General features: G+C 62.9%; 25 protein-coding genes. 7 read left to right on the forward strand and 18 right to left on the reverse strand.

Going from position 1 to position 26219, the window contains the following annotated elements; all coding sequences use genetic code 11:
• Positions 1-169: 169 nt before the first annotated feature.
• The 6 genes from JAB8_RS08105 to JAB8_RS08130 form a co-directional block, all read right to left on the reverse strand.
• Positions 170-541: a flagellar protein FlaG gene (locus JAB8_RS08105; protein WP_070289140.1), complete on the reverse strand. Its 372-nt coding sequence runs from the start codon at positions 539-541 to the stop codon at positions 170-172.
• 84 nt (positions 542-625) lie between these two features.
• Complete coding sequence (locus JAB8_RS08110) at positions 626-2137, reverse strand: flagellin (RefSeq protein WP_070222376.1); 1512 nt, start codon at positions 2135-2137, stop codon at positions 626-628.
• Positions 2138-2479: 342 nt separating this feature from the next.
• A complete protein-coding gene (locus JAB8_RS08115; protein ID WP_070222378.1) occupies positions 2480-4051 on the reverse strand; it encodes a diguanylate cyclase in 1572 nt (523 codons plus the stop codon).
• Positions 4052-4252: 201 nt separating this feature from the next.
• Complete coding sequence (locus JAB8_RS08120) at positions 4253-4900, reverse strand: response regulator transcription factor (protein ID WP_070289141.1); 648 nt, start codon at positions 4898-4900, stop codon at positions 4253-4255.
• A gap of 30 nt (positions 4901-4930) precedes the next feature.
• Positions 4931-6433 (reverse strand): PAS domain-containing sensor histidine kinase, encoded by a 1503-nt coding sequence (locus tag JAB8_RS08125; RefSeq protein ID WP_240453430.1) that lies wholly within the window; start codon positions 6431-6433, stop codon positions 4931-4933.
• A 17-nt stretch (positions 6434-6450) separates the two neighbouring features.
• Positions 6451-7038: a hypothetical protein gene (locus JAB8_RS08130; protein ID WP_070222380.1), complete on the reverse strand. Its 588-nt coding sequence runs from the start codon at positions 7036-7038 to the stop codon at positions 6451-6453.
• Between the two features lie 115 nt (positions 7039-7153).
• On the opposite strand from JAB8_RS08130, the gene greB reads away from it, so the two are divergent.
• Together greB and JAB8_RS28055 are read left to right on the forward strand one after the other, a co-directional pair.
• Positions 7154-7720 (forward strand): transcription elongation factor GreB, encoded by a 567-nt coding sequence (gene greB, locus JAB8_RS08135; RefSeq protein WP_070222382.1) that lies wholly within the window; start codon positions 7154-7156, stop codon positions 7718-7720.
• A gap of 71 nt (positions 7721-7791) precedes the next feature.
• Positions 7792-8436 carry a transposase gene (locus JAB8_RS28055; protein WP_071653818.1) on the forward strand — a complete coding sequence of 215 codons (645 nt, stop codon included), beginning with the start codon at positions 7792-7794 and terminating at the stop codon, positions 8434-8436.
• A 100-nt stretch (positions 8437-8536) separates the two neighbouring features.
• Here JAB8_RS28055 and JAB8_RS08140 read toward each other — a convergent pair whose 3' ends face one another.
• From JAB8_RS08140 to gmk, 3 genes are all read right to left on the reverse strand, one after another.
• On the reverse strand, positions 8537-10819 hold the full coding sequence (locus tag JAB8_RS08140; RefSeq protein ID WP_070222384.1) for a bifunctional (p)ppGpp synthetase/guanosine-3',5'-bis(diphosphate) 3'-pyrophosphohydrolase: 2283 nt from the start codon (positions 10817-10819) through the stop codon (positions 8537-8539).
• Between the two features lie 82 nt (positions 10820-10901).
• Complete coding sequence (gene rpoZ, locus JAB8_RS08145; RefSeq protein WP_010400723.1) at positions 10902-11105, reverse strand: DNA-directed RNA polymerase subunit omega; 204 nt, start codon at positions 11103-11105, stop codon at positions 10902-10904.
• A 58-nt stretch (positions 11106-11163) separates the two neighbouring features.
• Positions 11164-11802 carry a guanylate kinase gene (gene gmk / locus JAB8_RS08150; protein ID WP_080753685.1) on the reverse strand — a complete coding sequence of 213 codons (639 nt, stop codon included), beginning with the start codon at positions 11800-11802 and terminating at the stop codon, positions 11164-11166.
• A 199-nt stretch (positions 11803-12001) separates the two neighbouring features.
• On the opposite strand from gmk, the gene JAB8_RS08155 reads away from it, so the two are divergent.
• Complete coding sequence (locus tag JAB8_RS08155) at positions 12002-12412, forward strand: DoxX family protein (protein WP_071650226.1); 411 nt, start codon at positions 12002-12004, stop codon at positions 12410-12412.
• 15 nt (positions 12413-12427) lie between these two features.
• On the opposite strand, the gene JAB8_RS08160 is transcribed toward JAB8_RS08155, so the two are convergent.
• Together JAB8_RS08160 and JAB8_RS08165 are read right to left on the reverse strand one after the other, a co-directional pair.
• On the reverse strand, positions 12428-12754 hold the full coding sequence (locus JAB8_RS08160; RefSeq protein ID WP_070222386.1) for a hypothetical protein: 327 nt from the start codon (positions 12752-12754) through the stop codon (positions 12428-12430).
• A 3-nt stretch (positions 12755-12757) separates the two neighbouring features.
• A complete protein-coding gene (locus JAB8_RS08165) occupies positions 12758-13648 on the reverse strand; it encodes a YicC/YloC family endoribonuclease (protein ID WP_070289142.1) in 891 nt (296 codons plus the stop codon).
• A gap of 302 nt (positions 13649-13950) precedes the next feature.
• Here JAB8_RS08165 and rph point away from each other — a divergent pair, with 302 nt between their 5' ends.
• The 3 genes from rph (at position 13951) to hemW (ending at position 16674) form a co-directional block, all read left to right on the forward strand.
• A complete protein-coding gene (gene rph, locus JAB8_RS08170; RefSeq protein WP_046685905.1) occupies positions 13951-14679 on the forward strand; it encodes a ribonuclease PH in 729 nt (242 codons plus the stop codon).
• Between the two features lie 139 nt (positions 14680-14818).
• The gene (rdgB, locus tag JAB8_RS08175) at positions 14819-15403 is read left to right on the forward strand and encodes an RdgB/HAM1 family non-canonical purine NTP pyrophosphatase (RefSeq protein WP_070289143.1); all 585 of its coding nucleotides are present in this window, start codon (positions 14819-14821) and stop codon (positions 15401-15403) included.
• On the forward strand, positions 15400-16674 hold the full coding sequence (gene hemW, locus JAB8_RS08180) for a radical SAM family heme chaperone HemW (protein ID WP_070222392.1): 1275 nt from the start codon (positions 15400-15402) through the stop codon (positions 16672-16674). Before rdgB ends, hemW begins: the two co-directional genes overlap by 4 nt.
• Here the strand turns inward: hemW and JAB8_RS08185 are convergent.
• The 3 genes from JAB8_RS08185 to JAB8_RS08195 all read right to left on the reverse strand — a co-directional run bounded on the left by JAB8_RS08185 (position 16671) and on the right by JAB8_RS08195 (position 20942).
• A complete protein-coding gene (locus tag JAB8_RS08185; protein WP_070222394.1) occupies positions 16671-17846 on the reverse strand; it encodes a tetratricopeptide repeat protein in 1176 nt (391 codons plus the stop codon). The two genes, hemW and JAB8_RS08185, sit on opposite strands and share 4 nt — an antisense overlap.
• Positions 17847-18012: 166 nt before the next feature.
• Entirely contained in the window at positions 18013-19746 is a 1734-nt protein-coding gene (locus tag JAB8_RS08190; protein WP_070289144.1) for a methyl-accepting chemotaxis protein, read from the reverse strand.
• A gap of 122 nt (positions 19747-19868) precedes the next feature.
• Positions 19869-20942 carry a patatin-like phospholipase family protein gene (locus tag JAB8_RS08195; protein ID WP_070289145.1) on the reverse strand — a complete coding sequence of 358 codons (1074 nt, stop codon included), beginning with the start codon at positions 20940-20942 and terminating at the stop codon, positions 19869-19871.
• Positions 20943-21147: 205 nt separating this feature from the next.
• Here JAB8_RS08195 and JAB8_RS08200 point away from each other — a divergent pair, with 205 nt between their 5' ends.
• Complete coding sequence (locus tag JAB8_RS08200; protein ID WP_070289146.1) at positions 21148-21999, forward strand: hypothetical protein; 852 nt, start codon at positions 21148-21150, stop codon at positions 21997-21999.
• A 154-nt stretch (positions 22000-22153) separates the two neighbouring features.
• Here the strand turns inward: JAB8_RS08200 and tal are convergent, their stop codons facing one another.
• From tal to JAB8_RS28920, 4 genes are all read right to left on the reverse strand, one after another.
• Positions 22154-23089 (reverse strand): transaldolase, encoded by a 936-nt coding sequence (tal, locus tag JAB8_RS08205; RefSeq protein ID WP_070289147.1) that lies wholly within the window; start codon positions 23087-23089, stop codon positions 22154-22156.
• A gap of 130 nt (positions 23090-23219) precedes the next feature.
• Positions 23220-24074 carry an SIS domain-containing protein gene (locus JAB8_RS08210; RefSeq protein WP_034750862.1) on the reverse strand — a complete coding sequence of 285 codons (855 nt, stop codon included), beginning with the start codon at positions 24072-24074 and terminating at the stop codon, positions 23220-23222.
• 130 nt (positions 24075-24204) lie between these two features.
• Positions 24205-25677 (reverse strand): glucose-6-phosphate dehydrogenase, encoded by a 1473-nt coding sequence (zwf, locus tag JAB8_RS08215; protein WP_034750861.1) that lies wholly within the window; start codon positions 25675-25677, stop codon positions 24205-24207.
• A 96-nt stretch (positions 25678-25773) separates the two neighbouring features.
• The gene (locus JAB8_RS28920; RefSeq protein ID WP_139142971.1) at positions 25774-26067 is read right to left on the reverse strand and encodes a hypothetical protein; all 294 of its coding nucleotides are present in this window, start codon (positions 26065-26067) and stop codon (positions 25774-25776) included.
• Between the last annotated feature and the right edge of the window lie 152 nt (positions 26068-26219).

Consider the following 26219-nt stretch of genomic DNA (forward strand, 5'->3'; position numbering starts at 1 on the left):
GGGGGAATTACCGCGCTGTTTTCAGGCGAAACGAAAAGGCGGGAGGAAAAAAGGGAATATTGCTGTATTTGTAATAAAATACGAGGCCCGGTAGTCAGGCTACCTGGCCCCGGTAAACTGCTGATGCGTGCTGCCACGATGCTGCGCTTCCGTGGACAATGCCATCATCTTATGCGCTTTGGCTAATCAGGGAACCCTTGGCCGAATCGAACGTCTTGGCCAGCTCCAGCGCTTCCCGGGTGGGAATCTGGCGCAGCACTTCTTTGGTTTCCTGGTCGATGACCTTGACCACCGTGCGTTGGCTGTCCTCGTCGATGGAAAATTCAATGCCTTGCGTTTTTATTTGCGATGACTGGTTCAGCTCCGATACCGCCTTGTTCAACTGCTCGCGGCTGGGTTCTTTGCTGGCTTGTTGTGGTGCAACTGCGTCGTTTTCCGTCGTCGTGCGTGGCGTTGCCGGGCGCGCCGCCGACGTATCCGTCGCGGTGTAACTCTTGTCTATCCTGGCCGCGGAGGCGGCCGCTATCGTATCGATAGTCATGGTGCTCTCCTAGTGAAAATTCCCCTGCCGAAAAAATCCGGCAGGGGAATCAGAGTTCTACGCTGTTGCCTGGCTAATCGGAGATTAGCCGCGCAGCAGACTCAGGACGCCGTTTGGCAGCGAGTTCGCTTGCGCCAGCATGGCCGTACCAGCTTGTTGCAGGATCTGGCCGCGGGTCATGTTGGCCGTTTCCGACGCAAAGTCCGTATCGACGATGCGGCTGCGCGATGCCGACAGGTTTTCCGTGGTCGATTGCAGGTTCGAGATCGCCGAAGCGAAGCGCGATTGCAATGCACCGTACTGAGCACGTTGGCCATTGACCGTCGACAAGGCTGCATCGGCGATTTTCAAGGCCAGCTGAGCGCCATCGAACGTCGTGATGTCGATCGACGCGACGGACTTCAGTGACGAACCTTGGTTGGCGGCGCCTGCACCAGTCGCACCCAGACCCAGACCGGAACCGGCATCGGTGACGGAGAAGCTGCTGTCCGAGTCGAACGTCACGGTGCCGTTTGCAACAGCGACAGCTACAGCGCCTTTGTTATCGACCGCTGTGGTCTTGGTGCCGTCGAGCTTGTAGCTTGCGACATCGAACTTGGTGTTCGCAGTAGCGCCGTTGGTGAGCTTGATGTCAGCGCCATTGGCATTGCTCAGCTTAATACCGCCGTTTTTCGTGTCGTACTGAGCCGTCACGCCGGTCTTTGCCGATTGGGCATTGATGGCGTTGATGCCTGCTGCGAAGTCGGTGGCGCTGCTTGCGCTGCCGCCAACTGCGAAGGACACGGTGACAGGAGTCTGGGCTGGATCGTTGTCCGATGCGATCTGGAACGAGTACGATTCGGCGGCCAGGGCCAGGTTGGTTTCCGTTTTTGCCGTAGCGGTGACACCGGTAGCGCTGGTTTTCTGGTTGATGCCAGCAGCGATCGATTTAGCCGTGTCCGACAGGACGGCTGGAGGACCTACGGCAGCGGTAGCCGTAGTGTAGGTGGCGGAACCGAGCTTGCCGTTGATGGTGATGGCTTTTGCATCGGCAACGTTGGTTGACGTTGCTTTGACTGCAACAGCATCATTCTCAATACGGTTGTTGCCGTAGGTATTGGTCAGGAAGTTTGCGCCGCTGGCCGAAATCAGCTGATTCGCGTCCGCGCCGACCTGGAAGTTGGCCGTGCCCATGGTGCCGTCCAGCAGCGCCTGGCCGTTGAACGAAGTGGTTTGAGCGATGCGGTTCAATTCCGAACCCAGTTGACCAACCTCGGTTTGCAGAGCCTGACGGTCGCTCGACGAGTTGGTGGCGTTCGACGATTGAACTGCCAGTTCGCGGATACGTTGCAGGATGTCGCCCGAGCTCGACAGTGCACCCTCGGCCGTTTGAGCCAGCGAGACGCCGTCGTTTGCATTGCGGGTTGCCTGCGTCATGCCGCGGATTTGCGACGTCATGCGGTCGGAAATCGCCAGACCAGCAGCGTCATCCTTAGCGCTGTTGATGCGCATACCGGAAGACAGACGTTGCAGCGAGGTGGTCAAGGCCGATTGCGACGTCGACAGGTTGCGCTGTGAGTTCAGGGAGGCAATGTTGGTATTAATTACTGCAGCCATGTTAATTCTCCAAACAGATACTACATTGTGCTAAGTGCCGTTCACTTTGGCCTGCCCCGCTGTTCCGGGACAATCAAGCCGCTGTTGTTTAGGGTAACGGTTGCTCTGCGGGAAAATTTATAGCGGAAAGTGCTTTAAATTTTAATTTTTAGCCCTTCAGTTTGCTGCTGGCCGCGCGCTAAACGACGGCGTTTGAGAAAACTTGAGGGTAAAAATAGTTTTATTTTCATATCGCGCGGACGCTGGCGGCATGCTGCAGGGGGTGAGGGGTGTTGTTGTTTGTGCCATGAAAAATGCCGTCCGGCCGAGTGGCGGGACGGCATGTGGCGAAGCGGGCGGGCGTCAATCCGCCACCACCACCCGATTCTTGCCCGTCTGCTTGGCCTGGTACATGGCGCGGTCGGCGCGTTTGACGAGTTCGGCCTGGTCTTCGTTGGGCAGGCGCAGGGCCACGCCGGCGGAAAAGGTGATCAAGACTTTTTCGTTGTCGTGCAGGAAGAAATGCCGGGTCAGTTCGCGTTGCAGCCGCGTCATCGTCGATGAGGCCGCTTCGACCGTGGTTTCCGGCAGCAGGATGAGGAATTCCTCGCCGCCGAAGCGGGCGATGACGTCCATCGAGCGCAGGGTTTCCTTGACGATTTTCACCAGGTGCTTCAGCGCGGCATCGCCGGCCAGGTGGCCATAGGTGTCGTTCAGGCGCTTGAAGTCGTCCAGGTCCAGCATGGCGATGCACAGCGGCGTGCCGCGGCGGTCCGAGCGGGCCGTCTCGCGCTCGAACACGTCGTCCAGGCCGCGGCGGTTCAGGCTGCCCGTCAGCTGGTCTTCGCGCACCAGCTCGCTCATATGCTGGAGCTTCGCTTCCAGCGTGTGGATGCGCTGTTCCGCGTCCTGCACTTCCTGGCGCGCCAGCACCATCTTGTCGCGCGCGCGCAAGGCCTCGTTCTGCACCATGCGCGTTTCGCGCAAGACTTCGTCGAGAACGCTGTTCAACTCGCTGATATTTTCCGCCTGGCTGATCTTTTCCGAATAGCCGCCGATCTTTTCGTGGAAGTCGCCCGTGCTGGCCGCCACTTGCCCCAGGCGGTCGATGAAGGTCATCATCATGTTTTTGACCGTCAGCTTGACGTCGGACAGGCTGTGCTTGAGCTGGCTTTGCTTGTAGATGACTTCCTTCAGGCTGCGCGTGGCGTCTTCCAGCGCGCGCTGGTCGAGCGGACCGGCGATCAGGTTTTGCACGGCGTCGACCTGGCCGCGCAGCCAGCTGTCGTCGTCGAGCAACTGGCTGACGTTGTCCAGCAGCAGCTTGAACAGGCGCAGCAGCAATTCCTGCTGCTCGGCCGTGTCGCCGCTCTTCAGTTCGATCTGATAGCACAGCTGTTTCAGGCGCAGGGCCGCTTCGTTCAGCGCTTCTTCCGTGTGGGCCAGCTTGATGGCCGCGCCCAGGGACTCTGCCTCTTCCACCAGCGCGGGCGTGCCCGTCAGCAAGGTGGCGACGGCAAAGCCCAGGGTGCGGCTGAGCAATTCGCGCAGGGTGCGCGTCTGTTCGCCGTCCGGCAGGGGCGGCAATTCGATGCCGCCGCTTTTCTTGACCTGTTTCTCGGCCAGTTGCGCCAGGGTACGTGCATAGCCGTCCCAGTCGCGCGCTTTCAGGGCGCGCTGGAAACGCTTGCCAAAGTCGCCCAGTTCGCCCGCCGATTCGCTCATCTTGGCGGCGAATTGCGTCAGGACGTTTTCCGCGCCGCTCTCCGTGGGTGCGCTGGCGGCCAGCACGGCTCCCGGCGTAGCCGGCGTCTCGGCCGCTTCGCTGATGCCCGCGATTTCATTGTAGATATCGCGGTAGGCGCTCGGCGTGGGGGCGATGCGGCGCGTGGCCAGGCGGCGAAACGCTTCGCGGGCGATATCGGCCGGGTTCATCGCCGCAGCGGCGGCGGTATTCGTGGCGCCAGCGGGAGCGCCTGCTGGTGAGGATGGCAATTTACTGGACATGTAGGCACAGCCTTTTTAGATATTTCTCATTATCCTCATGATATGCGAGTTGGCAAAGAACTTATTGTGCGAGAAGCAAGGAGAAGTCCTGTCAATTCGCCCGATGCCAGCGGGCATGCCACTTTGCCGTCAATCCACCAGCTGGTTGCGGATGGCGTAATGCGTCAGTTCCGCGCTATTCTTGAGCTTCATCTTGACCAGCAAGCGGGCGCGGTATTCGCTGACGGTTTTCACGGACAATTTGAGCTCTTCGGCGATGGCGCCCACCGCCTTGCCCGAGGCAATCATGACCAGCGTCTGGTACTCGCGGTCCGACAAGGTGTCGTGCAAGGCCGTTTCGTGGTCTTCGCCCACCGTGTTGGCCAGTTCCTGCGCCAGCGAGGCGCTGATGTATTTCAACCCTTGCGCCACTTGCCGGATGGCCGTGACCAGCTCGCGCGGCGCGCTCTGTTTCGTCAGGTAGCCGGCCGCGCCCGCCTTGAGCGAACGGATGGCATACTGGTCTTCGCGGTGCATGGACAGCATCAGCACGGCCAGTTCCGGCTTTTCCTTCTTGATCTGCTTGAGTATCTCGATGCCGCTGCGGTCGGGCAGGGAGATGTCAAGCAACAACACCTGGCATTTCGAGCCGCGGAACAGTTTGATGGCGTCGTGGCCATTTTCAGCTTCGCCGGCCACGATGATGTCTTTCGTGTCGGCGAGGATTTGCTTCAAGCCTTCGCGCACGATCGCGTGATCGTCGGCGATGAATACCCGGATGGTGGCTTTTTCTTTCATGACTGCATTGTTTCCTATCTAATTCACCCACTAGGCCGCGTCTGGCGGCGGCCCGCTGTGCGCGGGCGCACTGGCTGCAGCCGCTATTATCGCCTCTCGCGGGGTGGTCAGACGGATTTTTATGCTCAGGATGGTGCCGCCGTCCGGCCCATCCATCAGGCTCAGGCTGCCGCCCAGCGCGCTGGCCCGTTCGGCCATGCCGCGGATGCCGAACGACTGCGGCTTGGCGCGGTCGGACAGGCGCATGCCGACGCCATTGTCGGCGATGGTCAGGCTGATATGCTGGCGCTGCCGGGCCAGGCGCACGCTGACCTTGCTCGCCTGCGCATGCTTGGCGATATTCGTCAGCGCCTCCTGGGCGATGCGGAACAGGCTGGTCGCCTGATCCAGTTCCAGTTCGATGTGCTGGCGGTTGGAAATGAACTGGCACTCGATGCCGGCCTGGCGCGCGAATTCCTTGACCTGCCAGTCCAGCGCGGCGACCAGGCCCAGGTCCAGCATGGAGGGGCGCAAGTCCAGCGAAATGCGGTGCACGGCGTCGATGCTGCGGTCGACCAGGGCATCGACATAGTCGGCCTTTTCCTGCAGCAGCGGGTCGTCCGGCGGCAGGCGGCGCGCCAGCATGGCCAAGGCCATCTTGATCGCCGTCAAATTGCCGCCCAGGTCATCGTGCAATTCGCGCGCCAGGCGCGTGCGTTCGTGCTCCTTGACCTTGTCGATATGCGCCGTCAGCTCGGCCAGGCGCGCGCGCGACTGGCGCACTTCGATCTGTTCGAGCCGGCTTTCCGTGATATTCGTCATGATGCCTTCCCACTGCACCGTGCCGTCGGCCAGCGCGCGCGGCGTCGAGCGCAGGTTGATCCATTTGACGTCCTTCCAGGCATCGATCCAGATCCGGCCTTCCCAGTTCCAGCTCCACAAGGCGCTTTTCGAGGCTTGCATCGATTCCAGATACGAGGCGCGGTCGTCGGCCAGGATCAACTGGTAAAACAGTTCCGGGCGCGCGTGCAGCAGCGCCGGGCTCAGGCCCAGCAGGGCCTGGCAGCCTTCGCTCAGGTAGGCAAAGGACGCCCGTCCATCCGCATGCAGGCAGAACTGGTACACGAGGCCCGGCGTATTCGAGACGATGGCGTTGAAGCGCGACTGCACCTGCGCCAGGGCGGCGGCCGTCGCCTGCGGCGTGCGCAAGTCTTCGCCCTCGGCCAGCAGCAGGGGGCGCCCCTGGCGCTGGGCGCGCGACAGGTGCAGGCTGAGCGAATACAGGCTGCCATCGCGGCGCCGCTGCTGCACGTGCAGCCTGGCTTGCGCGCCGATGCTGTCGTCCAGGGTGGCCAGCACGGCGGCCAGCTGCTGCGCGTCGAGCTGCGGCGCCAGCGTGAAGGGCGTCATCGCCAGCAATTCCTTGCGCGCATACTGCAAGTTGTCGCAGGCGGCATCGTTGGCGTCCAGCAATTGCAAGCTGGCCGCGTCGTACAGGTAGATTTCCGGCGCCGCCGCGCGCAGGGCGGGGGCCAGCCGGGGAGTGTCGTGCATGGAGTTGCCTTTCTTCATCAGCGGCGGGCGCGCCAGAAGGCGGCAAAGCGGCGCAGCACCCTGGCTGGGCGGGAATTATGACGCCCTGGCGTGCCCTTGCGCAAGCGCTGCCACCAAGCGCGGCGGGCGCGGCCCAGGGCGGCCGACAGGCGGCTGACACGGCGCCACGGGCGCGTGGCGCGCAGCCGGGCGATCCAGCGGTCCTTGGTTTCCATGAAGAGGCCATGCCAGCGCGCAAACCACGGCAAACTGAGCAGGGTAGGGCGCGTCAGCGAATACAGGCGCGCGACGGCGGCCGCGCCGCCCAGCTTGGCGATGACGATCACGCCGATGCCGGAAAACGCATGGCCGCGCGCGATCGCCAGCAGGGCCAGCAGCTTGACGGGAAACAGCAGCACGGCCGGCAGCACGAAGATGGCCAGCGCCCAGTAAGGGGGCAGGCGCTTGATCCACGCTTCGAGCGCATGCAGGGGAGGGAATTGCGACACCACCTGCATGATGCGCGCGCCCGTCGCCCACAGCCATTCCTCGATCAGCAGGCAGATGGCGGCCAGGTAGACCAGCGGCGCGAACAGCCAGCGCCTGACTCTGTAGATTTTTTTCATCCGTCTCCGTGTGCGGCCCACGTTTGCCGCGATTGCCACGATGATACGTCAAAAAAGCCCGCCTGCGCCCGCATCCCGTGTGCCCATGGCTTCCTGGCGGGGCTACAATAGGCGGATGAATAAAGCCTTTGTAAAAGAATCGGACAACGACGACGATGAAGAAGCGGTCGCGCTGGCGCTGGCCATTCCCGCCGGCGCCAAGAACTACATCACGCCGGCCGGCTACCAGCGCATCAAGGAAGAGCTGCTGCAGCTGATCGACGTCGACCGTCCGGAAGTGGTGCGCATCGTCCATTGGGCGGCGTCGAATGGCGACCGTTCGGAAAATGGCGACTATATCTATGGCAAGCGCCGGCTGCGCGAAATCGACCGCCGCATCCGCTTCCTCACCAAACGCATGGACCTGGCCGCCATCGTCGATCCCAGCGTGCACCATGGTAACGACCAGGTGTTTTTCGGCGCCACGGTAACCTACCGCACCAGCGACGGCGAAACGCACACCATCACCATCGTCGGCATCGACGAATTCGACCCCCTGAACGGCAAGATCAGCTGGGTCTCGCCCATGGCCCGCACCATCACCAAGGCGCGCGAAGGCGATGTGATCACCCTCAACACGCCGCTGGGCGAGCAGGAACTGGAGTTGCTGGAAGTGACGTATCCGGCGCCGGGGGAGGGGTAAGCTTGCGGTGACGCAGGACGCCAGAGGCGCGCGCTGGCACACTGACCATTCAGTTGGTATCAGGAGTTGCCATGCCCCGTCGCCTTCGGCTCGTCTTGCCCGGCGTTCCCTTACATGTGGTGCAACGTGGCGTGAATCGCCAAGCCTGCTTTCTTGATGGGCAAGACAAGCAGCGTTATCTGGATTATCTGCACAGTTGTTTGGCGCTTGCACCATGCCATCTGCATGCGTATGTGCTGATGAATAATCATGTGCATCTATTGCTTTCCACGCAAAGCACAACGTCCCTGTCGTTGCTGATGAAAATGCTGAACCAGCGTTATGTGCAGTATTTCAACTGGCGTTATGGCCGCACCGGCAGTTTGTGGGAGGGCCGCTACAAATCTTGCCTGGTACAGGGCGAGCGTTATTTATTGATTTGCCAGCGCTATATCGAACTTAACCCTGTCAGGGCCGGTATCGTGGCATTGCCTGGTCAATATTGCTGGTCCAGTTATCGAAGCAATGCGCAGGGCGTGCATGATGATCTGCTGTCTCCGCATTCTTTATATATGCAACTTGGATGTGATGTGCTTGAGCGGCAAAAGACATACCAATCGTTATTTCAGGATGAATTAGGCGATCGCTGCATCGGACAACTGCGAGAAGCAGTCAATGCTGAATTTGCGGTGGGGGATCAGGCGTTTTTACGACGCGTTGCGGAACTGAACCGGTAGCCCGCAGCGGAGATCCGGGGTCAGTCGCTTCGCGATCGGAATACGTCCCATTGGGACGTATTCCCCCGGCGGGTCTGACCCCAGCTTTTTGCCGCGTGAATCAGTTACGCTCGCGCAGGATGCGGTTGACGCCGGCCACTCTGCGCACATTGCGCAGCAGGGCGGCCAGGTGGACCCTGTCCTTGACCTGCACGGTGAAGCGCAGCTGGTCGAGCACGTTGTCCTTGTCTTCGTCCATGCCGACATAGATGATGTTGGCGTCCGATTCGCCGATTTCGGCGGCCACGCGGGCGAGGATGCCCCGTTCGCTGTTGATCAAGACCTTGATGCGGCAGTCGAAGCGGCGGTTCAGTTCGGTTCCCCAGCGCACGGCGATCCAGCGGTCCGGTTCCTTGGCGCGCTGGCGTTTCGCTTGCGAGCAGTCGCTCGTGTGCACGAGCAAGCCCTGGTCGCGGCGCAGCTGGCCGATGATCTGGTCGCCCGGAATCGGCAGGCAGCAGGGCGCCAGTTGCACCGAGACGCCTTCGCTGCCGCAGATGGTGACGGGGTCCAGTTCGCTGCCGCTATTGTGTTCCACGGGCATGCTGGCCGCTTCGCCGCCGATCAAGCCGAAGATGTGGCGCGCCACCAGGGTGGCCATGCGCTTGCCGATGCCGATGTCCGCGTACAGCTCGTCCATGGAATTGGCGCTCGATTCGTTGAGCAGGCGTTCGACCAGTGGCGCTTGCAGGTCGGCGTCGATGTTCAGGGTGTGCAGCGCCTGCGACAGCAGTTGCTGGCCCAGGGCGATCGATTCGGGCAGGTTGATCGTGCGCAGATGGTGGCGGATGGCCGAACGGGCCTTGCCGGTGCGCACGAACGACAGCCACGTCGGGCTGGGGCGCGACGAGGAATCGGTGATGATCTCGACGATGTCGCCATTGTGCAGCTCGGTGCGCAAGGGCGAGGTTTCGTTGTTGATTTTCACGGCCACGGTCTGGTCGCCGATGCCCGTGTGGATCGAATAGGCGAAGTCGATGGCCGTGGCGCCGCGCGGCAGGGCGATGATCTTCGACTTCGGCGTAAACACGTAGACGGAATCGGGGAACAGGTCGACCTTGACGTGTTCAAGGAATTCGGCCGAGTCGCCCGTCTGCTGCTGGATGTCGAGCAGCGATTGCAGCCACGCATGGGTGCGCTGCTGCAGGTCGGACGGGTTCGATTCGCCGCTCTTGTACAGCCAGTGCGCCGCCACGCCCGATTCGGCCGTGCGGTGCATTTCCTGCGTGCGAATCTGGAATTCCACGGGCGTGCCGTACGGGCCGATGACGGTCGTGTGCAGCGACTGGTAGCCGTTCAGCTTGCGGATCGCGATGTAATCCTTGAACTTGCCCGGCATGGGTTTGTACAGGCTGTGCAGGGTGCCCAAGGTCACGTAACAGTCGGCAAAGCTGCCCACCACCACGCGGAAACCATATACGTCCAGCACTTGCGAGAACGACAAATGCTTGCTGCGCATCTTTTTATAGATGTCGTACAGGGTCTTTTCGCGGCCCGTGACATCGGCTTCGAGCTCGGCCATGGACAAGGTGCTTTTCACCGCTTCCATGATCTTGTTGACCACCTCGCGCCGGTTGCCGCGCGCCGCCTTGACGGCTTTCGCCAGGGTGCGGTAGCGCATCGGATACAGGTGCGAGAACGACAGGTCCTGCAGCTCGTGGTAGATGTTGTTCAGGCCGAGACGGTGCGCGATCGGCACGTACACTTCCATGGTCTCGCTGGCGATGCGGCGTTTTTTCGCCGCCGTCATGAAGTCCAGGGTGCGCATATTGTGCAGGCGGTCGGCCAGCTTGATCAGGATCACGCGCACGTCGGACGCCATGGCCAGCAGCATCTTGCGGAAGTTTTCCGCCTGCGCCTCGATCTGGCTCTGGAATTCGATCTTTTCGAGCTTAGACAGGCCGTCGACCAGGTGCGCCACCGGAGCGCCGAAGCGCTCGATCAATTCTTCCTTCTTGACGTCCTGGTCTTCCATGACGTCATGCAGCAGGGCGGCCATGATGGCTTGCGCGTCGAGCTTCCAGTCGGCGCAGATTTCGGCGACGGCGATCGGATGCGAGATATACGGCTCGCCCGAGCGGCGCATCTGGCCCAGGTGCATTTCGTCGGAGAAGCGGTAGGCTTCCTTGACTTTTTTCAGGTCGGCGGGAGACAGGTATTCGGCCAGCTTGTCGGCCAGGTGGCTGACGGAAGCCACGCCGAGGGCGGGCGCTGGCGGTGCTGCGGGGGTGTTGCTGCCGGACGTGCCGGCGCCGGGCGCGGAAGCGCCCTGCGATTTTGCCGCCTGGCGCGAGGCCAGGGGCGGCAGTGCTGCGGAAGTCGTGTCGGCTGGGGTCAGACTCATAAAACGTCGCGTTGCTTCACAGTGTGAATAAAGGATACGGTAGAACCAGGGGTCAGCACTGTTCCGGCACGCGGGTTCCCACTTACATCGGGACCTTTTTCAGCATTTCGATGCCGACTTTACCGGCAGCGATTTCACGCAGTGCGACGACGGTAGGCTTGTCCTTGGCTTCCACCTTTGGGGTGTGGCCTTGCAACAACTGACGTGCGCGATAGGTCGCAGCCAGGGTCAGCTGGAAACGGTTAGGGATCTGCTTCAGGCAATCTTCGATTGTGATACGGGCCATAGTAACTCCTAAAATTTTTGCGTGGTGCTGTGTGAACTGGCGTGCCGTTGCAGCGTTTTTACTCTGCGTGCAGGCCCAGCTGGGCGAATAGCGATGCGTTGCGGGCCGCTTGTTGCGCAAACCGGCAACGGGCCGCTCTCACGATCGCGCTCAGTTCGGACAAAGCGACCGTAAACTCTTCATTGATAATAACATACTCGAACTCGGGAGCGTGTGCGATTTCGCCGCCGGCCGCCAGCAGGCGGCGCGTGATCACGTGCGGCTCGTCCTGGCCGCGCTTGTTCAGGCGTTCTTCCAGCGCATCGATCGATGGCGGCAGGATGAAAATGCCGGCCGCGCGGGGAAATTGCTTGCGCACCTGGCGCGCGCCCTGCCAGTCGATTTCCAGCAGGATATCGGTGCCGGCGGCCATTTGCTGTTCCACCATGATGCGCGAAGTGCCGTAGTAGTTGCCGTGCACTTCCGCCCATTCCAGGAATTCGCCCTGGTCGGCGCGCGCGACAAAGTCTTCCGCCGTCGTGAAATAGTACTCGCGGCCATGCTGCTCGCCCGGACGCGGGGCGCGCGTGGTGGTCGAGATCGACAATTTGATGCCGGGCTCTTGCGCCAGCAATGCATTGACCAGTGTCGATTTGCCGGCGCCCGATGGCGCGGCGACCACGAACAGGCTGCCGGAGAAGGCGGTAGGGTGGCTCATGCGGATCTTTCCATTTGCGTGTGATGGCGGCGCGTGCGCTTGCATGGGCGCCGCCCAATTCGGTATTTTACCAAGAGGCAAGGCGACGAGCCAGCCCTGCGATGCGCCTGGCCGCCGCGCCTGCGCATTTTTTGCTTGTTATCCTGAAGAAATAGTTATCTAATTTGGAATATTTTTTCTTTATCGACAGGATGTGCGCATGAAAAATTTCCCGTTTCTCAGTATTGCCCAGGCCATGCTGTTGCTGCGCGTGGCCATCGCCGTGATGTTCATGGCGCACGCCATCACCCGCATCGCCAACGGCACCATTCCCCGCTTTGCCGGTTTTCTGGAAGACAAGGGATTTATCTATGGCCTGGCTGTCGTGTGGGCGATTACCATCGTCGAGATCGTTTGCGGCAGTTTGCTGATCGCCGGCAAATACATGCGCTGGGCGGCGGCCGGCCTGATGGTGATCTGCCTTGGCGGCATCGTCATCGTGCATGCGGCCAAGGGCTGGTTCGTGGGCGAGCATGGCGCCGGCGGCGTGGAGTACAGCATCGTGCTGTTTGTCGCCTGCGTCGTCATCGCCGCCAGCGACAGGGCGCGCACCGGAGCGCGCCTGGCGTAAGTTGCATGCCCTGTCTCAGCGGGGCAGCCGGCCCAGGGCGATTTCGCCGCTATTGAGCACGATGGCCCGTCCATTCACATCGGTGCAGTCGCGGTTGCTGATGCGCACGATGGCGCTGTCGACCGAGACTTCCGCGCCCAGGTTGCTGCGCGAGCAGATGCGGTAGGAGGCGGCGTCGGCGCCCGTGTAGATGGCGGCGCCGCGTTCCTTGAGAGCGAAACACCCGGAGGCGCAGCCTTCAACCGCATACGGCGACGGCTGCTGCGCAGGTTGCGCTTGCGCGCCTGCCGCCAGCAGCGCCAGGGTGACGCTGGCGAGCGTCAGGATGCGTGGTGCGGTCATGGTTTATTCCAGGTTCTGCACCTGTTCGCGCATCTGCTCGATCAGCAGCTTCAAGTCCATCGAGGCGTCGGCCAGTTCCTTGACGGAGGCCTTGGCGCCCAGCGTATTGGCTTCGCGGTTGAGTTCCTGCATCATGAAGTCGAGGCGCTTGCCCACTTGCCCGCCCTTGGTGAGGATGTGGCGCGTTTCGCCCAGGTGGGCCGACAGGCGCGCCAGTTCTTCGGACACATCGATGCGGATGCCGTACAGGATCACTTCCTGGCGGATGCGTTCCATGGCGTCCTGGCGCGACAGGGCCGAATTCGAGCCCTGGCTGGCCAGGCCCAGCGCATCCTGCATGCGCTCGATGGCTTTTTGCTGGAAGGCCGCCACCACTTGCGGAATCAAGGGCGTGATGCGCTTGACGATGGCTTCCATCGCTTCGATGCGCGACACCAGCACCGCTTCGAGCGCCGCGCCTTCGCGCTTGCGGCTGTCGACGAAGGCGGCCACGGTGCGGCGGGTCAGCGCGCCCACGTCCGCCTGCAGGGACTCCTGTCCCACTTGCGCTTCTTCGATGACGCCAGGCCAGCGCAGCAGTTCTGCCACCGTCATGACGGGGGCGGAGACAAAATGCTGGCCCACTTCGTTTTGCAGGCGCGCCAGTTCGGTCAGCAGGGGCACGTTCAGCGCCTGCGTGCCGGCGGTCGCAGCCTTGCGGCCAAAGCTCAGGCGTACCTCGACTTTGCCGCGCGTGATGGCGGACATGACGGCGGCGCGCAAGTCAGGTTCCAGGGCCCGCAGATCGTCGTTGATCCGGAATTGCAGGTCGAGAAAGCGTGAGTTGACGCTCTTGATTTCAATTGTCAGTGTGCCTGCAGCACCTTCGCTGGTGGCAACCGCGTAGCCTGTCATGCTTGAAATGCTCAAAGGATTCCCCGATTTGATCTTGTATACAGTCACTTATACACTTAATCAGCCAGCGCAGGCAATACTGCCCGCGCCGCGAAACAGGACCGAAGTGCCCGATGGCCTGAAAATTGCTGAATAGTGTGCGTTTTACGGCATTGTAAAGAAAATTGTGTTTGGCGGGGCAGGATTGTAGGGATCATGTGTGCGCCGCCCGCCATTGCGCCCTGCGCTGTTGCATGACTGCAAATGGGCGCGCGCGCGGTGGTAGAATCGCTGCCGCAACCCCAATCACACAGGACATCCCCATGACATTCGAATCCCGCCCGAGCGGCCGCGCCGTCGATGCGCTGCGCGCCATCCGCATCACCCGCCAGTACACCAAACATGCCGAAGGGTCGGTGCTGATCGAGTGCGGCGACACCAAGGTCATCTGTACCGCCAGCATCGAAGACAAGGTGCCGGGCTTCCTGAAGGGCAAGGGCCAGGGCTGGTTGACGGCCGAGTACGGCATGCTGCCGCGCTCGACGCACACGCGCATGGACCGCGAAGCGGCGCGCGGCAAGCAGTCGGGCCGCACGCAGGAAATCCAGCGCCTGATCGGCCGCTCGCTGCGCGCCGCCTTCGATTTGCAGGCGTTCGGCGAACGCACCCTGCACCTCGATTGCGACGTGATCCAGGCCGACGGCGGCACGCGCACGGCCTCGATCACGGGCGCCATGGTGGCCGCGTATGACGCGTTTTCCCAGCTGCAGGCGCGCGGCGCGATCGCCGCCATCCCCGTGAAAAGCTTCGTCGCCGCTATCTCGGTGGGCGTCTACCAGGGCATGCCGGTGCTGGACCTCGACTACGTGGAAGACTCGGGCTGCGACACGGACATGAATGTGGTGATGACGGAAGCGGGCCACTTCATCGAAGTGCAGGGCACGGCCGAAGGCGCCGCCTTCGACCGCGCCGGCATGAACCGCCTGCTGGACCTGGCGCAGGGCGGCATCGCCGACCTGATCGCCCTGCAAAAGCAAGCTCTCGGCATGTAATCTTTACATAAATTTACATGTCTTCGCCCGCTGCGTCGGCCAAAAAGCCCGCACCTGCCGTTTTTTTTCGGCAGCGGCGGGCCAGGGTGAGGGGAGCGCAAAAGGTTTACAATGTCGGCACTTCAACCGGACTACTGACATGACCCAACGCCTCATCCTCGCCTCCAACAACGCCGGCAAGCTCAAGGAATTCAACGAGCTGCTCTCGACCATCGGTTTTTCCGTCCACGCCCAGGGCGAATACGATGTGCCGGAAAGCGACGAACCGTTCCACACCTTCGTTGAAAACGCCCTGCAAAAGGCGCGCCACGCATCTCGCCTGACGGGCTTGCCGGCGCTGGCCGACGATTCGGGCGTGTGCGTCAATGCGCTCGGCGGCGCGCCCGGCGTGTACTCGGCCCGCTATGCGGGCGAGCCGAAATCGGATGCGGCCAACAGCGCCAGGCTGATCGCCGACCTTGAGGCGCATGCCGACAAGTCCGCGTATTACTACTGCGTGCTGGTGTATGTGCGCCATGCGGACGACCCGCAGCCGGTGATCGCCGACGGCCGCTGGAACGGCGAGATGATCGCCACGCCACGCGGCAACGGCGGCTTCGGCTACGATCCGCATTTCTTCATTCCCGCGCTGGGCAAGTGCGCGGCCGAACTGACGTCCGATGCAAAGAACGCGCTGTCGCACCGCGGCCAGGCCCTGCGCGCGCTGGTGGAAAAGCTGCGATGATCCCGATCAAACTGGTGGGCGCCGTTGCCCAATCGGCCGCCAGGTCGGCAGCCAGGCCCGCGCCGCAGGAAGGCATTTCCGGTGCGGCCGGGGCGGCCCTGAAGTACCTGCAGCCGGGCGCGCTGAACCTGACGGCCCTGCCGCCGCTGTCGCTGTACATCCACTTTCCGTGGTGCGTGAAAAAATGCCCGTATTGCGACTTCAATTCGCACGAGGTGCGCGGCGACCTGCCGGAAGCCGAATACCTGGCGGCCCTGCGGCTGGACCTGGAGATGGCGCTGCCGCTGATCTGGGGCCGCAAGATCCACACCATCTTCATCGGCGGCGGCACGCCCAGCCTGATGTCGGCGGCGGGCCTGGACCGGCTGATGTCGGACGTGCGCACCCTGCTGCCCCTGGAGCCCGATTGCGAAATCACCATGGAAGCCAATCCGGGCACCTTTGAAGCGGAAAAATTCAAGTCTTACCGGGCCAGCGGCATCAACCGGCTGTCGGTCGGCATCCAGAGCTTCAATGGCCGCCATCTGCAGGCGCTGGGGCGCATCCATGACGACAACGAGGCGCGCCGCGCGGTGGAGATCGCGCATGCCAACTTCGACAATTTCAACCTCGATCTGATGTACGCGCTGCCCACGCAGACGCTGGACGAAGCGCGGCAGGACCTGGAGACGGCGCTGTCGTTCGCGCCGCCGCACCTGTCGCTGTACCACCTGACCCTGGAACCGAACACCCTGTTCGCCAAGTATCCGCCCGCGCTGCCGGACGACGACGAGAGCGCCGATATCGCCGACATGGTGGCCGCGCGCGCCGCGCAGGCCGGCTATGGCCGCTACGAAGTGTCGGCCTATGCGCAGCCGGGCCGCCAGGCACGCCACAACCGCAATTACTGGGAATTTGGCGACTATCTCGGCATCGGCGCGGGCGCGCACTCGAAGATTTCGTTCCCGCACCGCGTGCTGCGCCAGGCCCGCTACAAGCAGCCGCGCGCCTACATGGACGCGGTACTGGCCGGTAATCCGGTGCAGGAAGAGCGCGAACTGGCGCGCGAGGAAATGGGCTTCGAATTCATGTTGAATACCCTGCGCCTGACGCAGGGCTTTGCGCCGAACCTGTTCGCCGAGCGTACGGGCCTGGCCCTCAACGCCATCGAGCAGCCGCTCAATGCGGCCGAAGCGAAAGGCTTGCTGTACCGCGACCACCAGGTCATCCGTCCGACGGAACGGGGATTGTGCTTCCTGAATGACCTGCAGCAGATGTTCCTGGAGGATTAATGCGTGGTGACGGCGCGCAGGCGCTGCAGCTTGGCCGCATACAGAGTATGGTCGCTGCGCGTGGTGCTGTTGTTCATCGCCAGTTCCAGCTGCTTGCCGGCCTGCTCCATCTGGCCCAGGCGCGCATAGGCTTGCGCCAGCCAGAAGTGAAATTCGTGGTAGTACGGGTCGCGCGCGATTTCACGTGAAAACAGCTGTATCGCCCGCACGTAATCGTTTTGCTGCATGGCCGCCTTGCCCAGGTTGAAGTAGTGGAAAGGCGGCTGCGGCTGCAGCGCCAGCAGGCGCCGGCGCAGCGGCAGCGCTTCTTCGGGCAGGCCGGACGCTTCCAGCACCTGCGCCAGGTTCGACAGCAGCACCGTGTTGTCCGGCGTGCGCGTCAGCGCATGGGCGAAAGTGCGCCGCGCTTGCGCCAGGTCGCCATGGCGGAACTGGATCACGCCCAGGGTGTTGTAGGCGCCGCTGAACGAGGGGTCTTGCAGCAGCGCTGCCCGGGCCCACCAGTATGCCTGATTCAGCTGGCCCTCGCTCATGGTTTCGGCGGCGCGGTTGTTCATGTACATGGCGAGCACGGTCGCTTCGTCGAGTTCTCGCGTGCGGTAGCCGCCTATCTCCGCGGACGGCAGGAAATCGATCACCATCATGCCCTTGGCATCGTACCTGCCGGATTTGTCGTCCAGCCGCTGGCCCAGTACCAGGTTGACGTGGCCGGCGACAAAATACATGTCGCCGCTGCGGCTCCAGCTTTCTTCGCCGAGCACTTCCTGGTAGCGCACCTGCAAGCCCATTTCATGTGCCAGCGCCGCCGTCATGATCACCAGCGACAGGCAGTTGCCCTGACGCGCGGCGAACGTTTCGCGCGCATTGCGGGTCATGGCCGCATCGTACTCGAGTTTCAGCCTGCTCTTGTCGTACAGGGCGTCATACAGGGCCGCGCGGTCATTCTTGTTGCGCGCTTCGCGCCGCACTTGCGTGCGCACATACTGGCGCATGGTCTCGTCGATGGCAAAGACCTGGCTGGCGTCGATGGCGGCGGCCGGCGCGAAATCGCCGTCGTTGAAGATGGGGGGCAGGCTGGCTGGCGGTGCTACGCTGCAGGCCGCCAAAGCGCCGCAGAGCAGGGCGGCGCCCAGGCGCTTGAAGCAAGCGGCGAAAACAAGATAGGGGCGCATGGTCTCTCCCTGGAGGCGCCGGCTGTCTCATGTCGCGGTGGCGCGCCAGTCCCACCTGAAACCAGTATCGGCGCGCCTGGCGCCGCTGTCAAATGGTTTCAAGCGCCTTGCCGCCGCCTGCACGGTGCTTGAAAGCGGGTTTAACGCCGGACTTAAAACCGCGGGCTTAAAACTCTTCCCAGTCCTGCTCGCCGGCGATGTGCGATGGCGTTTTGCGCGCCGCGGCGCCGGCCGCCTTGGGTGCTGCGGGTTTGCCGGCCCTGGCCTGGGGCGGGCGTGGCGCGAGTTTTTGCGTGGTGGCAATGGCGGCCTTGGCCGGCCGCGCGGCGCGCACCGGCGCCGCCGTGGCCACGTGCTCGAGCTGGAAGCCGGCCGCCACCTGCGCCAGGCGCGCCGCCTGGTCCTGCATGCTTTCGGCTGCCGCCGCCGCTTCTTCCACCAGCGCCGCATTTTGCTGCGTCACCTGGTCCATCTGCGCGATGGCCTGGTTGACCTGGTCGATGCCCATGCTTTGCTCGGCGCTGGCGGCAGTGATCTCGGCCATGATGTCGGTGACCCTGCGCACGCTGTCGACCACTTCGCCCATGGTGCTGCCGGCCTGCTGCACCAGCCGCGTGCCGTTGTTGACCTGTTCCACCGAGTCACCGATCAGGGTCTTGATTTCGCGCGCCGCCGCGGCCGAGCGCTGCGCCAGGCTGCGCACTTCCGTGGCGACGACGGCAAAGCCGCGCCCCTGCTCGCCGGCGCGTGCCGCTTCGACGGCCGCGTTCAGGGCCAGGATATTCGTCTGGAAGGCGATGCCGTCGATGACGCCGATGATGTCGACGATTTTCGTCGAGGCCGTATCGATGGCGCCCATGGTGTCGACCACCTGGCTGACGATGCCGCCGCCCCGTTCGGCCACGCTGGAGGCGGCCACCGCCATCTGGTTGGCCTGGCGCGCGTTGTCCGCATTCTGCTTGACGGTGCTGGTCAATTCTTCCATCGACGACGCCGTCTCTTCCAGCGAACTGGCCTGCTGTTCCGTGCGCGCCGACAGATCCTGGTTGCCGGCGGCGATTTCGCCCGACGCCGTGGCGATCGCATTGGTGCCCGTCTGCACTTCCGACACCACCTTGCGCAGCGCCTCGTTCATGCCGTGCAGCGCGCGCATCAGGTCGCCGATTTCATCGCTGGCAGGCGTGCCGAAATGCGTGCGCAAGTCGCCGTCGGCCACCGTTTCGGCCACCTTCACGGCGGCCTTCAACGGCTGCGTGATCGAGCGCGTGATCAGCCAGGCGCAGACGCTGCCCAGCGCCACCACCAGCGCGCACAAGGTCAGCAGCAGGGTGAAGCTGCGCCCGTTGGCCGCCTCGATCGCGTGCGCCGTGGCGTCGATGGCCTGGCGCTGCTGCGACAGCAGGGCCTTGACGTTGTTCTGGTACTTGGCGGCGGCCGGCGCGAAGCTGTCGCGGTAGACGCTTTCCGCCTGCGCCGCATTGCCGCCCTTGCGCGCATTCATCACCAGGGTCTTGGCATCCTGGTACTTGACGCGTTCGGCAATGGACGCCTTGAAAATGGCCTTTTCCTCGTCGCTGACGAGCAGGGTTTCGATTTGCTTCAGCAGCTCGCCGCCCTGCTTGGTGCTGTCGGCGATGGTGTCGGCAAACACGTTCGACAGGGTTTCATCCGTGCTCCTGGCGATCATCGAAGTGCGCGCGATGGCCGAGTAAATCAGTACGTACCAGTCCGATACGAGGCGTTCCTTGGCCAGCGGCTTTTCCATCATTTGCCGCGTCGCTTCGGCATTCACGCTGGCGCTGTACAGCGCGTACGAGGTGGAGATCACGGACAGCAGCAGCACCAGCGCGAAGCCTGCAGCCAGGCGCGTGCCGATACGAAGGTGGGAGAGGGCGTGCATGGTTGGAACTCCTGTCGCAGAGAGATTAAAGGTTGCCTGTGCGACATAGTATGCACTGATAAGTGACCAAGAGGCGAGGGAAAAGCGCGCTTGTCTTTGCGCCTGTTGCAGCCACGCCCGTGCTACAGCTCGCCCGCCTGGCGCAGGTCCGGCTGCTCGGCCCAGCGGGCGAAGGCGGCCGCCATGCGCTCGCTTTCCGCGATGGCGCGGCGCCAGTCGCGCATGCGCGCCGCGTGGTCCTGGCCGTAATGGGGGAAGTCGCGCCGGTCCGGCAATTTGCCGTTGGGCAGGCTGGCCACGAAGGCGGGCGAGGGCGAGACGAGGATCATGTTGTCGAGTGCGCCATCGCCGCGGCGCGCGCGGCGCCAGGGCATGGTCTTGTCCAGCCAGCCCGGCACGATATGGTCGGCAAAATGCGGGTACAGCACCAGGTCCGGTTCGCGCTGGTAGGGCAGGTGCAAATGATAGTCGACCAGGCCGCCGTCCCAGTAGCGCCCTGGCGGCGCGCCGGCGATGTCCGTGACCGCGTCGAGCACCAGCGGGATGGAGCCGGAAGCGAGCAGCGCGTCGCGCAGGTTGTCCTGCGCCAGCGGCACGAAATGCGAATGAAAGGCGTCGAAGCGCGAGCGCAGCCAGCTGGCGCCGTCCGGTCCGGCATGGAACACGGTGCGTTCCAGCGAGGCGGCCAGCCGCGCGCGCGCCACGGCGTTGCCGGCGGCCGCCAGCAGGAAGCCGCGCCGGTCGCGCCATTTGCCAGGTTGCGCCAGCGCGCCGATGCCGCGCACGGCCAGCACCGACAGGCTATGGCGCTCGTGCCGCAGCAGTTGCGCATCCTGGCCATCGAGGACGGCGTCGAGCAGGGCGCGGCACGTGCGGCTCACGTGCGCCGCATCGGGTTTGTCGGGATAGCGCTGGCCCACGTATTCGCGCACCAGGCGCCGCTGCGCGGCCACCGGGTCGGGGAACACGGCGGCGGCCATGCGCCAGGCGCCGATCGAGGCGCCGACGAACTGGCGCGGGCGCGGCGCCTGCGCCAGGAAGTCGCCGAACAGCCAGCAATCGAGCTGGTGCAGGATCAAGCCTTTCGGCCCGCCCGCGGCGGCGGGAACGATGGCGATGTCGCTGGCGCGCACCCCGTTTTCGGCGATGCGCGCCCGGGCGCGGCGGCCCAGGCGGATGGTGATCGGTGATTGCATGAGTAGTCGCTGGCGGCCTGTAGCCAGGTATTTTACCGCCAGCGCGGCGACACGGCACAGACGCGCTCGGTATAGTCACATTGTTAGTATTAATAAATTTCTTTAAGGCAACCATTCTATTGAGAAATGTTGCATAATATTGGACGTTGAATTTTTGGCATGTGCCAAGGATTCCTTATGTCTTGCTTTTTTTTATTGGAATCGTATGCAACTGAATCACGCTTTTGTTCTGACCCTGATCGCCGCTTCGCTCGCCGCTTGCGGTGGCGGCGGTTCGTCTTCCCCATCCGACACGACGGCTGTCGTGAATACGGCCAAGCCTGCCGATCCGGTGGCGCCCGTCGTTCCCGTCGTGCCAACGGCCACCGGCGAAAACACGGGGGCCGTCAGCGCCCGTTTCGCCAATGGCGACAACAGCCGCTACATCTTTACGTCGATCGGCTTGCAGAGCAGTGGCAAGGCCAGCCCGCTGGTACAGGATGCCTCCGGCGCCCTGAGCACGATCAGCGGCATCGTCTTCACGGGCAACCCGGCCGTGACGCGCGAAATCAGCGGCGACGCGGCCTTTGCGCAGGGACGCTGGTTCAAGGGCGCGTTCAGCAATAGTACGGGCGCCACTACGTTGAGCGGCAACAATGCCAGTGGGCATTACGTCGCCTATAACGTGCTCGCCGCGCTGCCAGCGACCGGCACGTTCACCTGCGATGCGGGCACGTTCACGGCGCCTAGCTATACGGGCGGCAGCAGCGTCTCGTCGACCGCCAACTTCGGCACGGCCAGCGGCACTGCCAGCATGTCCTTCGATGCCTCCGGCGCCAAGGTCGTGCTGGTCATCGACGCCAGCGCCGGCGGCAGCACGGGCAAGGTATCGGCTTCGACGACCATGGCGTCGGCCGCGTCGAGCAGCATCACCGGCGGCTACCTGTCGAATGGCACGGGCGCGCAGCTGATGCTGGGCGACGGCGGCGCTGGCCGCTATCTGCTGATCGCCGCCTACAAGGCGCAGCTGGCGAATGGCGCCAACTACCAGGGCGTGGCCACCTTCCGCTGCTCTTGATGACGCCTGACGGCACCTGCTGCGCGTCGTGATTTGCGGCCGCTCGCAATGGTGCCGTTAGTCGCCGTGAGGCCAACGAGGACGACTAGAATAAAAAAAGCGGCGTCCGTGCAATGCACGGCGCCGCTTTTTTTCGCCGGTCGGAATGATGCGATTACCGCAGCGCCGCGATCATCTGTTTCAGCTTGCCGGAATCGACGCAGAAGGCGCGGATGCCTTCGGCCAGTTTTTCCGTCGCCATCGCGTCTTCATTCATCATGAAGCGGAAGGCTTCTTCGTTCAGCGACATTTGCACGATATTGGTCGATGGCGCCGCTTCGGCGCTCAGCTTGCGTTCCACCGGCGCATCGCTGTCGGCCAGCTTTTGCAGCAGGTCGGGGCTGATGGTGAGCAGGTCGCAGCCGGCCAGTTCGAGAATTTGCGACGTGTTGCGGAAGCTCGCGCCCATCACCTCGGTCTTGTAGCCAAACTTGCGGTAGTAATTGTAGATGCGGCGCACCGATTGCACGCCCGGGTCTTCCGCGCCCACGTAGTCGATGCCCGTCGATTTCTTGTACCAGTCGTAGATGCGGCCGACGAACGGGGAAATGAGCTGGGCGCCCGCTTCGGCGCAGGCAATCGCCTGGGCCAGCGAGAACAGCAGGGTCATGTTGCAGCGGATGCCTTCCTTTTCCAGGATGGCGGCGGCGCGGATGCCTTCCCAGGTGGAGGCGATCTTGATCAGCACGCGCTCGCGGGCAATGCCCGCGTTCGAATACAGGGCGATCAGGTCGCGGCCCTTGGCCACCGTGCCCTGCGTGTCGAACGACAGGCGCGCATCGACCTCGGTGGAGACGCGGCCGGGGATGGTTTGCAGGATTTCCACGCCAAACGCGATCAGCAGGCGGTCGATGATCTCGGCGGTCGAGGCGTTCGGATGGTCGCGCACGGCCTTTTCCAGCAGCGGCTTGTATTCATCCTTCTGCACGGCCTTCAGGATCAGCGACGGATTCGTCGTCGCATCGCGCGGCGTGTAGGCCTGGATCGATTGGAAGTCGCCGGTGTCGGCCACCACGGTAGTAAATTGCTTCAGTTGTTCGAGTTGGTTCATGGCTGCACAGGAAAGAGTGAATGGGCTTGCCAGGGTATTGTACCGAATGCGGGACGGTGGCGGCGCTTTTAACCCAAGGGCTAAAGTGCCGGGGTCGGACCCGGCGGGTCTGGCCCTGGATTGCCGCTTTTTAGCCGATAAACGAATCAAACTGCATGTCGAATTCCTGCAGCGCCTTTTGCGCATTCTGCATCTTCTTGCGGAATTCCGGTCCCCGTTGCAGGGCCAGGCCCACGGCCAGCACGTCGATCACGACCAGGTAGGCCAGGCGCGCCGAAATGGGCGTGTAGGGGTCGGTGTTGAAGACCAGGTCGATCGGGATCAGCACGGTGGCCAGGTCGGCCAGCGGCGTGCCCGATGGGGCCAGCACGACGACGTCGGCGCCGCCGCGGCGCGCCAGTTTCACGGAGCGCACCAGGGCGGGGCTGTTGCCGCGCTGCGAGATGGCCACCAGGCAGTCGCCGCCGCGCAGCAGGGCCGCCGCGATGCTGTGGATGTTCGGGTCGCTGTAGGCCACCGTCGGCACGCCCGAGCGGAAGAACTTGTGCTGCGCGTCGGCCGCCACGATACCCGACGTGCCCTGGCCATAGAATTCGATCTTGCTGGCGCGCGACAGGATGTCGAGCGCGCGCTGGATCGCTTCCGGATTCAGGTTGTTGCGCAGGTCGAGCAGGGTATTGATCGAGCGGCTGCAGATTTTATTCACCAGGTCGGCGGCCAGATCGTCCTGCGCCGGCTGCTCGTTCGCGCCCGGCATGGCCAGCGCCAGGCCCTGCGCCAGTTTCAGCTTGAATTCATGCCAGCCGTCGTAACCCAGCGTGCGGCAAAAGCGCACCACGGTCGGTTCCGACACCTGCGCGCTTTTCGCCAGCGCCGTGATGTTCTGGCTGACCGTCTGGTTGGGCTGGTCAAGCACGGCCAGCGCGACCTTTTTCTCCGACTTGGAGAGCGAATCGAGCTGGGTGCGGATGGAATCGAGTAGCATTGATTGATCTTCTGGCAGTAATGCCGTAAGTTTGCGTCCTTTTCACCCCAAAAGCAAAGTTCCGGGGGCGGACCCTCAGGGTCCGACCCCAGTATTTCGCCGTTCAGGGTTAAGCCAAATCTTAACGGCTTCAGTCCTCTGGCAAGGCCTCTTCACGCCACTGCAAGCCATCGCGGCCGATCAGGGCGCTGGCGGCCGCCGGGCCCCAGGTGCCGGCCGTGTACGGAATCGGCGCGCTGTCGTTCTGTTCCCAGTTGTCGAGAATCGGCTCGACCCATTCCCAGGCCGCTTCCAGCTCGTCGCCGCGCATGAACAAGGTCAGCTGGCCGCGCAGGACGTCGAGCAGCAAACGCTCGTAGGCGTCCATGCGCGGGGTCTTGAACGATTCGCGGAAATCGAGTTCCAGTTCCGCCGGTTTCAAGCGCATGCCGTCGCCCGGGGTTTTCGCCATCAGGTTCATGCGCAAGCCTTCGTCCGGCTGCAAACGGATCACCAGGCAGTTCGGCTGGAAGCTCGACGTCGGCTGGTTGAAGATCGAATGCGGAATTTGCTTGAAGCGCACGACGATCTCGGCCAGGCTGTCGGCCATGCGCTTGCCCGTGCGCAGGTAGAACGGCACGCCGGCCCAGCGCCAGGTGTCGATTTCCGCCTTCAGCGCGACGAAAGTTTCGGTGCGCGAATGTTCCGGCGCATCGGGCTCGTCGCGGTAGCTCGGCACGGTGGCGCCGTCGACGTGGCCGGCGCGGTACTGGCCGCGCACGATGTTTTGCGCCAGGGTGGTCGGTGTGAATTTTTTCAGCGAGCGCAGCACTTGCAGCTTTTCATCGCGCACGGCGTCCGGCGCGATCGAGGTCGGCGGTTCCATGGCGACGATGCACAGCAGTTGCAGCAAGTGGTTTTGCAGCATGTCGCGCAGCGCGCCCGAGGTGTCGTAGTAACCCATGCGGTTGCCCACGCCCAGCTTTTCGGCGATGGTGATCTGCACGTCGGAAATCCATTCGCGGCGCCACAGCGGCTCGAACAGGATGTTGCCGAAGCGCAGGGCCAGCAAGTTCTGCACGGTTTCCTTGCCCAGGTAATGGTCGATACGGTAGATCTGCGATTCCTGGAAGACCTTGCCCACTTCGGCATTGATCTGCTTGGCGCTGGCCAGGTCGCGGCCCAGCGGCTTTTCCAGCACCACGCGCGAATTCGGCGTGACCAGACCGTTGTCTTCCAGGTTGTCGCATATCAAGGCAAACAGATGCGGCGGCGTCGCCAGGTAGTACACGCGCGTCAGGTCGGCGTCGCCGCGCAGCGCTTCGACCAGCGGCGCGTACGTGGCCGCATCGCTGGCGTTGAGCGACACATACACGATGCGCGCGCAAAACTTGCTCCAGGTGGCGGCGTTCAGGGTGCTGGCCTTGATGTGGGGACGCGAATTGGTCTCCACCATTTTCAGGAAGGCATCCTGGCCGCTGTCCTGGCGGCCCACACAGATGATGCGCGCCGTCGGCGGCAAATCGTTCGCGACGTCGCGCGCATACATTGCAGGCAACAACTTGCGCATTGCTAAATCGCCGCTGCCGCCAAACAGGACCAGGTCAAAATCGGTAAGTGCCATAAGTGAGTGTCGTCGCAAAAGTAAAAGGGCCGGAGCGGGGAGAAAGCCGACCGGAAGTGCCAGTCTGTCGCTACTATAATCGGTGGTGTAAATTTACTACGTAGAACAGGCAATTGCAAGAAATTTTACTACATTCCATCCGCTGCCGTCGCCATTTTTCCCGGTATGCCTGCCTGCGATGCCGGCATGGCCATTATATGCCGTTCGCCGGCGCCGGCGCAGCGTCATGCTTGTTATCGGCTTTGCAAAGCAACCATGGTTGCCAGGGAAATTTTCGATTCTCTCCGTCATCATTTGCGCTGTAGCAACAAGGAAATCAAGAAATGCTGTCAGGATCGCCGTTGGCAGCGTAAAGTAGCTTTGAAGAAAGTAAAAAACCGTATAATTCAAGCTCGAATCGATAGCAACTATTGGTTGTATGAAGTTGTACGATATACACTGCACCGTTAGCGCCGGCCATGCCCCAAACCCGCCGTCCGGCGTCCATGCGACGTGCAGTCCGCACTGTCCGCAGCATCAGGGGCGGGCGACTTAACTTTACA

It is taken from the genome of Janthinobacterium sp. HH106 (assembly GCF_001758725.1).
GTDB lineage: Bacteria > Pseudomonadota > Gammaproteobacteria > Burkholderiales > Burkholderiaceae_D > Janthinobacterium.

Bases quoted from the DNA above. Each gene is read 5' to 3' on its own strand.
- JAB8_RS08105 (WP_070289140.1), bottom strand. From the start codon at position 541: ATGACTATCGATACGATAGCGGCCGCCTCCGCGGCCAGGATAGACAAG.
- JAB8_RS08110 (WP_070222376.1), bottom strand. From the start codon at position 2,137: ATGGCTGCAGTAATTAATACCAACATTGCCTCCCTGAACTCACAGCGC.
- JAB8_RS08115 (WP_070222378.1), bottom strand. From the start codon at position 4,051: ATGAACCCGGCCGATATCGCCCGCGAAGCGTTTCGCCGCCTGGCCACG.
- JAB8_RS08120 (WP_070289141.1), bottom strand. From the start codon at position 4,900: ATGAAAGAAAAAGCCACCATCCGGGTATTCATCGCCGACGATCACGCG.
- JAB8_RS08125 (WP_240453430.1), bottom strand. From the start codon at position 6,433: ATGCACGACACTCCCCGGCTGGCCCCCGCCCTGCGCGCGGCGGCGCCG.
- JAB8_RS08130 (WP_070222380.1), bottom strand. From the start codon at position 7,038: ATGAAAAAAATCTACAGAGTCAGGCGCTGGCTGTTCGCGCCGCTGGTC.
- greB (WP_070222382.1), top strand. From the start codon at position 7,154: ATGAATAAAGCCTTTGTAAAAGAATCGGACAACGACGACGATGAAGAA.
- JAB8_RS28055 (WP_071653818.1), top strand. From the start codon at position 7,792: ATGCCCCGTCGCCTTCGGCTCGTCTTGCCCGGCGTTCCCTTACATGTG.
- JAB8_RS08140 (WP_070222384.1), bottom strand. From the start codon at position 10,819: ATGAGTCTGACCCCAGCCGACACGACTTCCGCAGCACTGCCGCCCCTG.
- rpoZ (WP_010400723.1), bottom strand. From the start codon at position 11,105: ATGGCCCGTATCACAATCGAAGATTGCCTGAAGCAGATCCCTAACCGT.
- gmk (WP_080753685.1), bottom strand. From the start codon at position 11,802: ATGAGCCACCCTACCGCCTTCTCCGGCAGCCTGTTCGTGGTCGCCGCG.
- JAB8_RS08155 (WP_071650226.1), top strand. From the start codon at position 12,002: ATGAAAAATTTCCCGTTTCTCAGTATTGCCCAGGCCATGCTGTTGCTG.
- JAB8_RS08160 (WP_070222386.1), bottom strand. From the start codon at position 12,754: ATGACCGCACCACGCATCCTGACGCTCGCCAGCGTCACCCTGGCGCTG.
- JAB8_RS08165 (WP_070289142.1), bottom strand. From the start codon at position 13,648: ATGACAGGCTACGCGGTTGCCACCAGCGAAGGTGCTGCAGGCACACTG.
- rph (WP_046685905.1), top strand. From the start codon at position 13,951: ATGACATTCGAATCCCGCCCGAGCGGCCGCGCCGTCGATGCGCTGCGC.
- rdgB (WP_070289143.1), top strand. From the start codon at position 14,819: ATGACCCAACGCCTCATCCTCGCCTCCAACAACGCCGGCAAGCTCAAG.
- hemW (WP_070222392.1), top strand. From the start codon at position 15,400: ATGATCCCGATCAAACTGGTGGGCGCCGTTGCCCAATCGGCCGCCAGG.
- JAB8_RS08185 (WP_070222394.1), bottom strand. From the start codon at position 17,846: ATGCGCCCCTATCTTGTTTTCGCCGCTTGCTTCAAGCGCCTGGGCGCC.
- JAB8_RS08190 (WP_070289144.1), bottom strand. From the start codon at position 19,746: ATGCACGCCCTCTCCCACCTTCGTATCGGCACGCGCCTGGCTGCAGGC.
- JAB8_RS08195 (WP_070289145.1), bottom strand. From the start codon at position 20,942: ATGCAATCACCGATCACCATCCGCCTGGGCCGCCGCGCCCGGGCGCGC.
- JAB8_RS08200 (WP_070289146.1), top strand. From the start codon at position 21,148: ATGCAACTGAATCACGCTTTTGTTCTGACCCTGATCGCCGCTTCGCTC.
- tal (WP_070289147.1), bottom strand. From the start codon at position 23,089: ATGAACCAACTCGAACAACTGAAGCAATTTACTACCGTGGTGGCCGAC.
- JAB8_RS08210 (WP_034750862.1), bottom strand. From the start codon at position 24,074: ATGCTACTCGATTCCATCCGCACCCAGCTCGATTCGCTCTCCAAGTCG.
- zwf (WP_034750861.1), bottom strand. From the start codon at position 25,677: ATGGCACTTACCGATTTTGACCTGGTCCTGTTTGGCGGCAGCGGCGAT.